Genomic DNA, 12,808 nt, shown 5'->3' with positions numbered 1-12,808 from the left:
GATTCAGATATGGTAAGCTGTTCATAGGTCCTATAATTCAATGCTAAATGTTGTAACGCGTTACATGTCAAGTATTATTATAAAGATGAAAAATTATGTAAGGAGAGCCATCATGTCGAATCTGGATCAAATCGCTAAACTGTCGGGATTCTCCAAAGCTACAGTATCGAGGGTGCTGAATCGTTCTCCCCATGTGAGCCAGGCAACGCGGGAGATCATCCTGAAGATCATGGAAGAGCTGGACTATGTGCCCAATGGCAATGCCATCTCCTTATCCACAGGAGAGACGATGCAGATCGGGATGGTAACGGAGGGGATTAACGAGGTAATGCTGCCTTTTCTGAACAGCTTCGTGGAGACTGCGAGCCGGCACGGATATCAGACGATTATCTATACCTCCGGGGGTGATCCGGCCAAAGAGCTGCAAGCCTTCGAGGATATGCGGCGCAAAAGAGTCGATGCGCTGGTCATCAGCACCTGCGTTAACGATCAAGCGCTCCTGGGCTCCTATTGCAAATACGGGCCGATTGTCTCCTGGCAGCGGATGGAGCTTCCCGAGATTCAGAGTGTCGCCATGAATCAATATGACGGGTACATGCTGGGACTTGAGCATGTGATCGGACGGGGTTATACGCGGATTGCCAATGCTTGGGGCAGGCCGGCTAGTATGAATACCTCCGGGCGGATACAGGCGTACCAGGATGCTGCCCGCAAATATCATCTGGAGGTGAACCAGGAATGGTCGCAGACAGGGATCTTTTCCATCCGGCAGGGTGAGGAGCTGATCCGCAGGCTGCTGCTGATTCCTGGCGGGCCTCCGAATGCCATCCTCTGCGCCAATGATATGGTAGCGGCAGGGGTGCTGAGCGAAGCCCGCAGACTTAAGGTGAAGGTACCGGAGGAACTGGCGATTGTCGGCTTCGACAACACGGAGCTGGCCCATACGCTGGGGATCACCTCAATTAATAATCCGATTGGCGCACAGGCGCAGAATGCGCTGCATCTGATTCTCGGCAAGCTGAAGGGGGAAGAGGCGGAGCAGGAGCCGCTGGGGTTCCAGCTCGTGCCGAGAGCGACTACTTAAAGAAGCCGTGAACCGTCCGATTTGGGCGGGTTCGCGGCTTCTTTGCTGTTTGGGAAATTATGGTTTGTCGTCCTTCAGAAAATAATCTTCTGCGCCGCCATGATCCGGCCGATCTCAAAGATAGCGGCGCATTCCACGAAATGAACCTCGGAGATAATCGAATGGTCATGCGTTCTATAGTAATACCTGCCGTCGGTATACACGTGATCATAGATGAGGCTGATGTCATACACCGAGGTGGGGTAGAGCTCCCCTTCACCCTTGGCGATCCCCGCCGTTATGGAATGATGTCCTGAGCCTTCCACGAAGGAGATGCCAAGAGGGAGCCAGAGGGTAACCTGATGATCCTTATCCTGCCGCCAGCTTCCGTTCAGGGTACCTTCACCGATGCGGATCAGACTGTCGCGCAGCTTGCGGGGAATCCAGGGGGAGGGGAAGACCAGGTCACGTGCCAGGTTGATGATTCTGCTGCTGTTGTCAATCTGCCGCATCAGGAAGTGGAAGCTCCGTCCATCCAGCGTCACCTCGGCCCATTCATCAAAGAACAGGTTGTCCGAGAACATCCGCTCCATCTGGTCGACCTCCCCGTAGAGCGCGGGCATCAGCATGAGCTGGCTCTGAATACGTCTGCCTATCAGCCGGATGAAGTCCACAATCGGATGGGTCTCGGGCTGGAAATAACCATAATTGATATCATAATAAAAGCCGAGATTCTCATTGATTAAATCCTTGGCAAACGCCATCAGATTATCGAATTCTTGTTTCATCGTCATGCAAAAGCTGCTCCTTCAACCATATGATAATGTGCTTATCATATTACGTGCCATGCTCCCCTGTCTGTGATGAAAACAGCAGGTAAAGATTGGTTTAACAGCAGCTCCGCAGCTTACTCGGCAAATTCCTGGACCTCGTCCAGTGTCGGCAGCGCGGCAATCGCCCCGACCTTGGTGCAGACCATCGCCCCCACCCGGTTGGCGAAGGTGACGAATTCTTGCTGCAGCTCCGCGCTGCGGGTGAAGTCTGCCGGATGGGCCAGCTGGCTGATCCGGCAGAGCAGCGCTCCGATGAAGGCATCGCCGGCACCGGTGGAATCGATGGACTTCACGGTGATGCTCGGAATCAGCAGCCGGGAGTCCGGGGAGGAGATGAGGGTGCCGTCTTTGCCCAAAGTAACGGCTACTGCTCCGGCTCCCCACTCATGCAGCATATCAAGGGCGGCATTACGGTCCGCTTCGCTTGTAATCAGCTGCAGCTCCTCGTCGCTGACCTTTACCAGATCGGCCTTGGAGATACCGGCTCTGGACAGCGTGATGAATTCCTCCTGCCGCCCGGTCCACAGGTCGCCCCGGTAGTTGGGATCGAAGGAGACGAACTGTCCGTTCGCCTTCGCTTCATCCATGAGCGTCATATAGACCTCGCGGAAGGGATCAGCCAGCAGCGCTGTCGCCGAGCCGAAATGAAGCATGGCCGCCTCACGGACGGCTGCCCGGTCAAGCTCTTCCAGCCTGAGCAGCCGGTCTGCCCCGCGGTGGAACACGAAATCGCGTTCCCCGTTCGCTGAGCGCGAGACGAAAGCCAGTGTGGTCGGGCTTGCGGGATCAAGCAGCAGCATCGAGGTATCCACGTTCTGTTCTTCCAGCGTCTGCTTCAGGAAGAAGCCGAAGGGATCGGCTCCGACTTTGCCGAGGAAGGCGGAGTGGCCGCCGAGCCGGGCAATGGCTGCACTTACGTTCGCTGGCGCTCCGCCGGCCTGCTTGGAGAAATGCCGCCCTGCAGTCAGGCTGACGTCAACATCGGTGCAAAAGAAATCAATGAGCAGCTCGCCCGCACAAAGGACTGAACCATGTAGTTTCATTGTGAAATAACCTCCAGGCAGAATGGGTTGGTATTAGCTAAGAGCGGGGGTAGAGTCTCTGAATACAACGTCTGTAGCGACATGTGTCACCTGATAGGGCTTGGCAGGGTCCTTGATCCGGGAGAGCAGCATTTCGGCAGAGACAATCCCCATATGACCGCTGTAAATATGTACCGTTGTCAGATGGGGCTCGATGATCCGGGATTCCGAGGCATCGTCGAAGCCGCAGACCGCAACCTGCTCCGGCACCTTGATTCCTCTGTTCTTAAGTGACTTCATGACACGGATTGCGATGAAGTCATTGGCGCAGATGAAGGCGGAGGGCCACTCGTCAAGGGCGTCCAGCTGCTGATCCATCCAGTCCGCCTCCAGCATGTAGTCCCGGTCCTGACCCACAATGCATAATTCGGGATTGAGCGGGATACCGGCCGCAGAGAGTGCCCGATTGAAGCCGATCCAGCGTTCATTGAAGCTGCGGCAGTGGTTGTAATCGCCTACAAAACCGAAGCTCTGCACTCCCTGATCCATCAGCTTGCGGGTCATGGAACATACACTGTGCTCATTCTCCATGAGCATCAGATCTGCCTTCAGCTCCGGATAAATAATATCGGACGCGCAGTCAATGAAGATTGTTGGTATGCCGAGCTCGGTAACCAGCCCGCTGTATTCTTTACTGAACATTTCAATACAAATGATGCCGTCCACATTCGCAGGCTCGAAATTGCCGGGCAGAGTCATACCGTTAATATCGTTCTCCCGGACAAAATAAATGGACAAGGTATAGCCTTCGGTACTGATACGCTTCTCCAGTCCGCTGAGCAGCTGGGAACCGAAGTGGGAGCTGTTGGGGAGATTGCTGGTCAAAAGGGCGATATTGCCCTGATTCTCAGAGGCGCTGCCTGCTGCTTCCAGATAGGAGAATTGTTTATATTTGAGCTCGATGGCCTTGTTGATGACCTTCTCCCGGGTCTCGGGAGGAATGCTCTCTGCACCGTTCAGGGCTTTGGAGGCCGTATTTCTGGAGATGCCTAGCGCATCTGCAATGTCTTGAATGGTGACCTTTGCTTTCTTCATCACTGTGTTCCACCTTTGTTTCCCCGTATTAGTAACCTCTGCTACCTAATATATAGCATTTACTCAATATTGACAACGTAATTTTACAAATGCACAAATTGATTTTACAATTCAAAAATTAAAGGCACCGATAAATACTAATATCTATGTTAATGTTACATTTGCACTGTATAATGCACGGTTTTAATTATTTTTTGTGCAAAATGTATTGACTTATAATCACAATCTCTGATAAATTGTAAAGGCAAAACATGTTCAAATGTAAATTTGAAAACCTATTCATTTTGTTAAATGTAAATTACATAGTTAGACCGGAGGTGGGTAACCTAACCGTCAGGAGGATAGACAGATCCGGGCGGACCTATGCCATGTGAATGGCAAGCTAGCAGCGGCCCTGTTGCACAGCAGCATTAGCACAGCCGCACTGTAAGGAGGGGGAAAATTGGCAAATCCGATGGTTCAACAAAGGGGTACTGAACTCAAATCACGTAAATCAATTCTAAGCTATCTGCGCCGGAATTATATCCTGTATTTATTCTTGGCTCCGGCCGTAATTCTTACCGTTATATTCAAATACGTTCCAATGTACGGCGCTATTATTGCCTTCAAGGATTTCAGCCCGCGCAGAGGCATCCTGGGCAGCGCATGGGTGGGCTTCGAGCATTTCGAGCGGTTCCTCTCCTCGCCGAATTTCTACGATATTCTAATGAATACGCTTAAATTAAGCGCCTACGGGCTGATTCTGGGTTTTCCGGTGCCGATTGTGCTGGCGCTTATGCTGAATCTGATCCGCAGCGCGAAGCTGAAGAAGAACATCCAGCTGATTGTGTATGCACCTAACTTTATCTCGGTTGTGGTTGTCGCAGGGATGCTGTTCGTCTTTCTGTCGCCGACAGGTGTGGTGAACGCGCTCATTACTACTTTTACAGGTAAGCCGGTGTCCTTCATGAGTGATCCCGCTTACTTCCGTACCGTATATATTCTGTCAGGCATCTGGCAGACGGCAGGCTGGTCCTCGATTATCTATGTAGCCACGCTGGCCGGTGTAGATCCGCAGCTTCATGATGCGGCGACGATTGACGGCGCCTCCCTGCTGAAGCGCATCCGCCATATCGATCTGCCTGCGCTGAGGCCGGTGATGGCCGTGCTGTTCATCCTTGCTGCAGGCGGCATCATGTCCATCGGCTATGAGAAGGCCTTCCTGATGCAGACGGCGCTCAATACCCCGACCTCGGAGATCATTGCGACCTATGTCTACAAGGTGGGTCTGCAGGCCGGCGATTATGCCTATTCCACCGCGATCGGATTATTCAATTCCGTCATTAACGTAATCCTGCTGGTCTTCGTCAATACGGTCGTCAAGCGGCTGAACGAAGGGGAAGGGCTGTATTAAAAGGAGGTAAGTATGGATATTCAATATTCCGGGAAGGACCGGATTCTGGTTGTTATCACGTATATATTGCTTGGTCTGTTCATCCTGGTCATTCTGTTTCCGCTGGTGTATGTCGTGCTGGCCTCCTTCTTAACACCGAATGTGCTCATTACCAAGGGGCTGGCCATTGCGCCGTCGGACTGGACCATTACAGGCTACGTCAAAATTCTCAGCAACGACGCGATGATCCGCGGCTTCTTCAACGCTTTGTTCTACTCTGCCGCCTTCGCGCTGGCTACGGTATTCTTCTCCGTCTTCGCGGCGTATCCGCTGTCCATTGAGGGACTGGCCGGGAAGCGGCCGGTAATGATCTTCTTCCTGATTACGATGTTCTTCGGCGGCGGTCTGATTCCGACCTATCTGGTCGTGAAGGATCTGGGGATGCTGAATACGGTGTGGGCGGTGATCCTGCCGGGGGCGATCAGCGTGTTCAATATTATTCTGGCGAAGACCTATTTCCAGGGTCTGCCCAAGGAGCTGTTTCAGGCGGCGAGTATCGACGGGGCGTCTGATCTGGGCATTTTCTTCCGGATTGTATTGCCGCTGTCCAAACCGATTATCTTCGTGCTGGCTTTATATGCCTTCGTGGGGCAGTGGAACTCTTATTTCGATGCCATGATTTATCTGGACGATTCCCGGCTGTTCCCGCTGCAGCTGGTGCTGCGTTCGATCCTGATTCAGAATCAGGTGCAGCCCGGCATGATTGCCGATGCACTGGCCCAGGCGGAGCTTAAGAAATTGTCCGAAATGATCAAATATTCTGCCATTGTTATCTCCAGTCTGCCGCTTATCGTGATGTATCCGTTCTTCCAGAAATACTTCGAGAAGGGCGCCATGGTCGGCTCCATTAAATAATATTAGGGGGAATCTCATATGAAAAAAACATTGCAAACCTTGTCTGTGCTGGCACTCTCGGCTTCCGTGCTTGCGGGCTGCGGCGGAGGGGGCGGCAATTCCTCGGCTTCGGAGGATTACAAGCTGGAGAATGTGACGCTGCCTCTTAAAGAGAAGGTATCGCTGCACTTCATGTCCCAGAGCTCAGCGCTGGCGCCTGCCGATCCGAACGAGAAGCTGATCTACAAGCGGCTGGAGGAGAAGTCCGGGGTCCACATCGATTTCACCAACTACACGAACGACGCTTTTATTGAGAAAAGAAATCTGGCTGTAGCCAGCGGCGACCTGCCGGATGCAATCATCGATGCCGCGTATTCGGATTATGATCTGCTGACCCTGGGCAAGGACGGAACGATTGTGCCGCTGGAGGAGCTGATCGAGAAATACATGCCGAATCTGCAGAAGGTGCTGGCCGCCGCGCCGGAGTACAAATCGATGATGACTGCGCAGGACGGGCATATCTATGCTTTTCCATGGATTGAAGAGCTGGGCTCCGGTAAGGAGAGCATTCATTCGGTCAACGGGATGCCGTGGATCAATGTGGAATGGCTGAAGAAGCTGGGACTCGCTATGCCAACTACGACGGAGGAGCTGAAGAAGGTGCTGGTTGCCTTCAAGAATGATGATCCGAACGGGAACGGCCAGAAGGATGAGATTCCGCTGTCTTTTGTGCTGAATAACGGCAATGAGGATATGAACTTCCTGTTCGGCTCGTTCGGTCTCGGGGATAACGGCGATCACACGGTGGTTACCAATGACGGCAAAGTGGTCTTCACCGCAGGCCAGGACGGATATAAAGAGGGCATTAAGTATCTGAACGAGCTGTACCAGCTGGATCTGATCGACGAAGAGGCGTTTGAACAGGATTACAACACCTATCTGGCCAAAGGGCAGAGCGGGCGCTACGGTCTCTATTTCCAGTGGGATAAAGCCAATATTACCGGGTTCAACGATAAATATGATCTGATGCAGCCGCTTGCCGGACCGGACGGAGAGGTCAATGTAGCCCGTACGAACAACTTCGGTTTTGACCGTGGACGGATGGTTATTACCGGTTCAAACAAGAATCTGGAGCTTACCGCCAAGTGGATTGACCAGCTCTATGAGCCGCAGCAGTCGGTTGAGGATAACTGGGGAACGTACGGGGATGAGACGCAGCAGAATATTTTTGAATACGATGAATCGGCCAAAATGCTGAAGCATCTGCCGCTGGAAGGCGCGGCTCCGGTTGAATTGCGCCAGAAAACCAGTATCGGCGGTCCGCTGGCGATCCTCGATGAATACTACGGTAAGGTGACTACCAAGCCGGATGATGCCGCTTGGCGGCTGGACCTCATGAAGGAGAAGCTGGTGCCTTATATGAAGGCCGATAACAACTTCCCGCGTGTCTTCTACTCCCTGGAGGATCAGAAGGAATTGACCGCCATTGAGACGGACCTGTTCGCTTATGTGAACCGCAAGCGCGCGGAATGGACCAAGACCGGTAAAGTGGAAGAGGAATGGAAGGATTACCAGGCAGAGCTGTCCAGACTCGGGCTGGACAAATGGCTGGAGATCAAGCAAAGAGGATATGACAGCTATCTCAAGAACAAAGGCTGAGACTGCACTAGCTGCGGAACATGATGAACTTATAAATAGATAAAGGTGGTAATGGAGTGGAAATTATCGGGAGAACCAAACACAGGCCGGCGCTGCATTTTACGCCGGAGCAGCATTGGCTGAATGATCCAAATGGATTGGTTTATTACGAAGGGGAATATCATTTGTTCTATCAGTATCATCCGCATTCCTCCATCTGGGGGCCGATGCACTGGGGTCATGCCGTCAGTAAGGATCTGATTAACTGGGAGGAGCTGGACATTGCGCTGTACCCGGATGATCACGGCTATGCGTTCTCCGGCAGCGCAGTCGTTGACTGGAATAATACCAGCGGGCTGTTCCCGGAGAAGCCGGGTATCGTTGCCATCTATACCAGTCATCAGGAGCCGACGGAATCGTCGCCTGCCGTGCAAAGACAGAGCCTGGCCTACAGCCATGACAATGGCCGGACCTGGATCAAGTATGCAGGCAACCCGGTGCTGACGCATCCTTCCAAGGCCGATTTCCGTGATCCGAAGGTGTTCTGGTCTGAAGCTCACGGGAAATGGATGATGGTGCTGGCGACCGATCAGACAATCACGTTCTACTCCTCCCCGAATCTGCGGGAGTGGAGCCTGGAGAGTGAATTCGGCGAGGGTGCAGGCTCTCATGATGCAGTATGGGAATGCCCGGATCTCTTCGAGCTCCCGGTGGAAGGAACAGGAGACAGCAAGTGGGTGCTGCTGGTCAGCATCGGTGATAACAGCGGGGCGAGATTTGGCTCGCGGACGCAATATTTCGTCGGTGGCTTCGACGGCTCCGTCTTCACACCGGAGCACAGCGACATCCGCTGGCTGGATTATGGCAAAGACAATTACGCAGGGGTCAGCTTCTCCGACATTCCGGCTGCGGACGGGCGGAGGATCTTCATCGGCTGGATGAGCAACTGGCGGTATGCCAATCAGGTTCCAAGCCAGGGCTGGCGCGGAGCGATGACGATTCCGCGGGTACTGACGCTGCATGATGCGGCAGACGGCCGGATGTTGATCCGCCAGCAGCCGGTAGCAGAGCTGGATCGTTACTTCGCGGCAGAGTCTGCGGCATTGCCGGAGATGCTGCTGATACCGGGCGAGCGCCAGGATATCAAGTGCAAGGATTCAGCCCTGGAGCTGCGGCTTACGCTTGCGGACAATGAAGCGGAAGAATTCGGTCTTATTATTCATCATACAGCTACTGAGTATACTGAACTCATTTACTCTGCTGCTGAAGACACTCTAACCCTGCACAGAGATCAGTCCGGCGAGACCGGCTTCTCGGAAATATTTCCCGATCTCCAGAGCACCGGGGGAATCGGCAGCCTGAAGAGCCTGCATATCCTGCTGGATGCCTGTTCGGTGGAGGTATTCGCCAATGACGGCCTTGCCGCCATCACCAGCCTGGTCTTCCCTGGAGGCATCTGCTCGGGCCTAAGCTTCTATGCTAAGGGCGGCAGTGTACGGCTCCAGGGCGGGAGCCTGTCTTTCATGGAATAAATAATCAATAGAATGAATCCCGGACAAGGGTGTTCCGCACAGCCATGAGGTCATGGCTTGCTGAACACCCTTTTTGGTGTGGCGGGAACACCGCAGCCATGGCTGGGGGCCATGCCCGTATTCGAGTAAAAGCGGCGGACTGGTTTCAGCCAGCCTTAGATTCCTGGTGCTGCCGTACGGACCGGAAACATCCGGCTGAACAGGAAGCGGGTCAGCGGACCGGCCACCAGCAGCTGGAGCGGCAGGGCGCAGATGAAATTAAGCCCCAGGATGGAGAAGTAATGACGGAAGAAGTTGTCCCCGAATCCGAAGTGTGCTAGTGTGCCGTATAGAGACATGAGAATGACCATGCCGCAGACCATGAAGCACGAGATCGTCAGCACTTTGCGGATCTGGGGTGCGGACGGCTTCACTATTTTGAAGGCCAGCCCTTTGGCAATTCTGCCAACCACCACAATATCGCAGAACAGGGCAACGGCAAGTGCCGGGAGCAAGCCCACAGCCACATCCGTGAGCAGTCTGTTGTTGAATCCGTTCGCTATAATCACATTGTAAAAAGACATAAAGACGACCATGCAAAAACACATCATACTGGTGAAAATTAAAGCTTCCTTTTTGTTACTGCCCATGTTTCCGAACTCCCTTAAATGTAAGTTTGTCAAACTTCACTTATAGTAGCAGTGGGATGGATCATTGTCAACTTGGTTGACAATTGGAGCGACAGTAGTTCTCGGTTAGACGGAACTGCATTTCTATCTATGGAGGTCTTGTAAATGAAGGAATATATGAGCGGGTTGAATCTGGTCGATATGATCAGCGAGAAGCACAAGGTTCTGCGTGACAAGGTAAACCAGATGAGCGGCGAGCCGCTGAATAAGACAGAGACGCATATTCTGGCGATGCTGGAGCAGCACGGCGTTCTGTCCATTTCGGAGATCAGCAGGCTGATCAGCATTTCCCGCCAGGGGACGCAAAAGACGATCAACAATCTGCTGGATGAAGGTTACGTGGATACTGCTGCTAAGGAAGGGAATAGCCGGGACAAGCCTATCGTGCTCACTGCGAAGGGGACAGCGGCTTGCCGGAGTATGCTGGAGATCAAGCAAAATATTGAAGCCGAAATCACGGCACGGATCGGCAGGGAGCAGGTGGAGCTGCTGCGGACGCTGCTTACACAGGACTGGCTGTGAGACATCCTGAAAATGGCTGAATATAGCAAAAAAAGCTGAAATAAGCAAACGGGACGGAGCGGAAAGCCTGCTTGATCCCTTTTGCTGTGTCTTTCGGCGAATATCATTTGTTATTCATGGTTTGGGGTTTGTCTAGGATATCTGCATATATACAGATGGTGATAAAAGAATTAATGTAGTATCGAACGGCAGCAAGAATAGTGTCTGTATCCAATTAAAGGTCCAGATTTTATTCGTGCACCAGGGGTAATATAACAATAAAAAAGTCGGTGAGTGATGATGATGTCTTCGGTAAAAAGGTTCCTGATCGGACGGCCGCTGAAGTCCGATCAGCTGGGAGAACAGAAGCTTAACAAAACCAAGGCCCTAGCCATACTGTCCTCAGATGCTTTGTCCTCTGTGGCCTATGGCCCGGAGCAGATTCTGCTGGTGCTGATCACGGTTAGTACAGCCGCATTCTGGTATTCCATTCCGATTGCAGGCGGGGTACTGGTGCTTCTGCTGGCCCTGATACTCTCCTATAGGCAGATCATCTTCGCCTATCCCCAGGGCGGCGGAGCTTATGTTGTATCCAAGGAGAATCTGGGTAAATATCCGGGTCTGATTGCAGGGGGCTCCTTGCTCGTCGATTATATACTTACCGTAGCGGTCAGTGTCTCTGCGGGAACGGATGCGATCACTTCAGCTTTTCCGAGCCTGCATCCTTATAATGTGATAATTGCCATCATCTTCGTCCTGCTGATCACGACACTGAATCTGCGCGGGGTCACCGAGTCGGCCTCTTTCCTGGCGTACCCGGTCTATCTGTTCGTACTGGCGATGTTCATTATGATCGGGCTGGGCCTGTTCAATGTGCTGACCGGAAGAGTACCGGCGGAGCTTCACACCTCACTGGGAACACCGGTGGCCGGAATCAGCCTGTTCCTGCTGCTGCGGGCGTTCTCCTCAGGCAGCTCGGCGCTGACTGGGGTGGAGGCCATATCAAATGCGATCCCCAATTTCAAGGCACCGGCACCGAATAATGCAGCTAAAACCTTAGCGGCGATGGGAATTCTGCTCGCGCTGTTATTCTCAGGCATCGTGTTCCTGGCGTATTATTACGGCATTGCTCCGCGTGAACAGGTTACGGTGGTGTCCGATATTGCCGAGCATGTCTTTGGCCGCAACTTCATGTATTATGTCGTGCAGGGAACGACAGCCTTAATTCTGGTTCTGGCGGCGAACACCGGATATTCCGCATTTCCGCTGCTGGCTGTGAATCTGGCGAAGGATAAATTCATTCCCCGGATGTTCACTGTGCGCGGAGACCGTCTGGGGTACTCGAACGGAATTCTCAGCCTGGGCATCTTGTCGATTATCCTGATCATTGCCTTTAAGGGGCGGACGGAGCATCTCATTCCGCTGTATGCAGTCGGGGTCTTCATCCCGTTCACCCTGTCGCAGACAGGCATGATCGTCAAATGGCTCCGGCACAAGCCAGAGGGCTGGCTGCCTAAGCTGATCATCAATGCAATCGGGGCGCTGATCAGCTTCATTGTCACGATGATGTTCTTCCTGACCAAATTCACGCAGGTCTGGCCGGTCCTGGTCTTTCTGCCGCTGATTATCCTTTTCTTCTACCGCATCTACAAGCATTATGAATCGGTCGCCGATCAATTGCGGGTAGCCACCTGCGGGGAGCCGCCGCTTGCGATTGAAGGGAATATCATCATCCTGCCGGTAGCAGGGATTACCCATGTGGTGGAGAATTCCTTGCGGTATGCCAAGTCGCTGAGTGCGCAGCAGATTATCGCCGTCCACATCCCGTTCGAGCGGGAGGATGACGCTATTTTCGAAGAGAAGTGGAAGAAATTCCATCCTGAAGTACGGCTGGTAACGCTGTATTCACCTTACCGCAGCATCATTCATCCATTGACCAAGTTCATTGATACGGTTCAGCGCAAGGCCAGCGAGTCGAATTATCAGGTGACCGTCATTGTCCCTCAATTCATACCGAAGAAGGGCTGGCATAACATTCTGCATAACCAGTCCAGCCTGCTGATCCGCGCGCATCTGCTGTACCGGCGCAATGTAATTATCACTACCGTCCCTTATCATTTGAAAAAATAACAGGATTATGCACATGGAAGCCTCCAGCTTACGGATATCCGCAGGCTGGGGGCTTTCTGT

General features: G+C 52.8%; 11 protein-coding genes. 7 read left to right on the top strand and 4 right to left on the bottom strand.

Annotated features, from left to right (window positions below):
- Positions 1-112: 112 nt before the first annotated feature.
- On the top strand, positions 113-1,084 hold the full coding sequence (locus NST26_RS27205; RefSeq protein WP_340980286.1) for a LacI family DNA-binding transcriptional regulator: 972 nt from the start codon (positions 113-115) through the stop codon (positions 1,082-1,084).
- 74 nt (positions 1,085-1,158) lie between these two features.
- On the opposite strand, the gene NST26_RS27200 is transcribed toward NST26_RS27205, so the two are convergent.
- From NST26_RS27200 to NST26_RS27190, 3 genes are all read right to left on the bottom strand, one after another.
- Positions 1,159-1,857, bottom strand: coding sequence for a DUF6710 family protein (locus tag NST26_RS27200; RefSeq protein ID WP_051478692.1), 699 nt, complete (start codon positions 1,855-1,857; stop codon positions 1,159-1,161).
- Positions 1,858-1,970: 113 nt separating this feature from the next.
- Entirely contained in the window at positions 1,971-2,939 is a 969-nt protein-coding gene (locus tag NST26_RS27195) for a carbohydrate kinase family protein (protein ID WP_340980284.1), read from the bottom strand.
- 33 nt (positions 2,940-2,972) lie between these two features.
- Complete coding sequence (locus NST26_RS27190; protein ID WP_340980283.1) at positions 2,973-4,013, bottom strand: LacI family DNA-binding transcriptional regulator; 1,041 nt, start codon at positions 4,011-4,013, stop codon at positions 2,973-2,975.
- 454 nt (positions 4,014-4,467) lie between these two features.
- Here NST26_RS27190 and NST26_RS27185 point away from each other — a divergent pair, with 454 nt between their 5' ends.
- Genes NST26_RS27185 through NST26_RS27170 form a run of 4 tightly spaced genes read left to right on the top strand, consistent with a single transcriptional unit; the run spans position 4,468 to position 9,449 of the window.
- Positions 4,468-5,406: an ABC transporter permease gene (locus NST26_RS27185; protein WP_076085341.1), complete on the top strand. Its 939-nt coding sequence runs from the start codon at positions 4,468-4,470 to the stop codon at positions 5,404-5,406.
- 12 nt (positions 5,407-5,418) lie between these two features.
- Positions 5,419-6,300: a carbohydrate ABC transporter permease gene (locus NST26_RS27180; RefSeq protein ID WP_036732509.1), complete on the top strand. Its 882-nt coding sequence runs from the start codon at positions 5,419-5,421 to the stop codon at positions 6,298-6,300.
- 18 nt (positions 6,301-6,318) lie between these two features.
- Positions 6,319-7,938, top strand: a complete 1,620-nt coding sequence (locus NST26_RS27175; protein ID WP_036732511.1) for an extracellular solute-binding protein — start codon at positions 6,319-6,321, stop codon at positions 7,936-7,938.
- Positions 7,939-7,994: 56 nt separating this feature from the next.
- Positions 7,995-9,449 carry a glycoside hydrolase family 32 protein gene (locus NST26_RS27170; protein ID WP_340980282.1) on the top strand — a complete coding sequence of 485 codons (1,455 nt, stop codon included), beginning with the start codon at positions 7,995-7,997 and terminating at the stop codon, positions 9,447-9,449.
- A 155-nt stretch (positions 9,450-9,604) separates the two neighbouring features.
- On the opposite strand, the gene NST26_RS27165 is transcribed toward NST26_RS27170, so the two are convergent.
- The gene (locus tag NST26_RS27165; RefSeq protein ID WP_340980281.1) at positions 9,605-10,078 is read right to left on the bottom strand and encodes a DUF2798 domain-containing protein; all 474 of its coding nucleotides are present in this window, start codon (positions 10,076-10,078) and stop codon (positions 9,605-9,607) included.
- Between the two features lie 144 nt (positions 10,079-10,222).
- On the opposite strand from NST26_RS27165, the gene NST26_RS27160 reads away from it, so the two are divergent.
- Positions 10,223-10,639, top strand: a complete 417-nt coding sequence (locus NST26_RS27160) for a MarR family winged helix-turn-helix transcriptional regulator (RefSeq protein WP_340980280.1) — start codon at positions 10,223-10,225, stop codon at positions 10,637-10,639.
- A 279-nt stretch (positions 10,640-10,918) separates the two neighbouring features.
- Positions 10,919-12,748, top strand: coding sequence for an APC family permease (locus NST26_RS27155; protein WP_036732625.1), 1,830 nt, complete (start codon positions 10,919-10,921; stop codon positions 12,746-12,748).
- The last annotated feature ends 60 nt before the right edge of the window (positions 12,749-12,808 follow it).

Source organism: Paenibacillus sp. FSL R7-0128, assembly GCF_038002245.1.
Classification (GTDB): Bacteria; Bacillota; Bacilli; order Paenibacillales; family Paenibacillaceae; genus Paenibacillus_AQ; species Paenibacillus_AQ silagei.
This window is presented reverse-complemented; position numbering and strand designations above follow the sequence as displayed.

Bases quoted from the DNA above. Each gene is read 5' to 3' on its own strand.
- NST26_RS27185 (WP_076085341.1), top strand. From the start codon at position 4,468: ATGGTTCAACAAAGGGGTACTGAACTCAAATCACGTAAATCAATTCTA.
- NST26_RS27180 (WP_036732509.1), top strand. From the start codon at position 5,419: ATGGATATTCAATATTCCGGGAAGGACCGGATTCTGGTTGTTATCACG.
- NST26_RS27175 (WP_036732511.1), top strand. From the start codon at position 6,319: ATGAAAAAAACATTGCAAACCTTGTCTGTGCTGGCACTCTCGGCTTCC.
- NST26_RS27195 (WP_340980284.1), bottom strand. From the start codon at position 2,939: ATGAAACTACATGGTTCAGTCCTTTGTGCGGGCGAGCTGCTCATTGAT.
- NST26_RS27165 (WP_340980281.1), bottom strand. From the start codon at position 10,078: ATGGGCAGTAACAAAAAGGAAGCTTTAATTTTCACCAGTATGATGTGT.
- NST26_RS27160 (WP_340980280.1), top strand. From the start codon at position 10,223: ATGAAGGAATATATGAGCGGGTTGAATCTGGTCGATATGATCAGCGAG.
- NST26_RS27200 (WP_051478692.1), bottom strand. From the start codon at position 1,857: ATGACGATGAAACAAGAATTCGATAATCTGATGGCGTTTGCCAAGGAT.
- NST26_RS27205 (WP_340980286.1), top strand. From the start codon at position 113: ATGTCGAATCTGGATCAAATCGCTAAACTGTCGGGATTCTCCAAAGCT.
- NST26_RS27190 (WP_340980283.1), bottom strand. From the start codon at position 4,013: ATGAAGAAAGCAAAGGTCACCATTCAAGACATTGCAGATGCGCTAGGC.
- NST26_RS27155 (WP_036732625.1), top strand. From the start codon at position 10,919: ATGATGTCTTCGGTAAAAAGGTTCCTGATCGGACGGCCGCTGAAGTCC.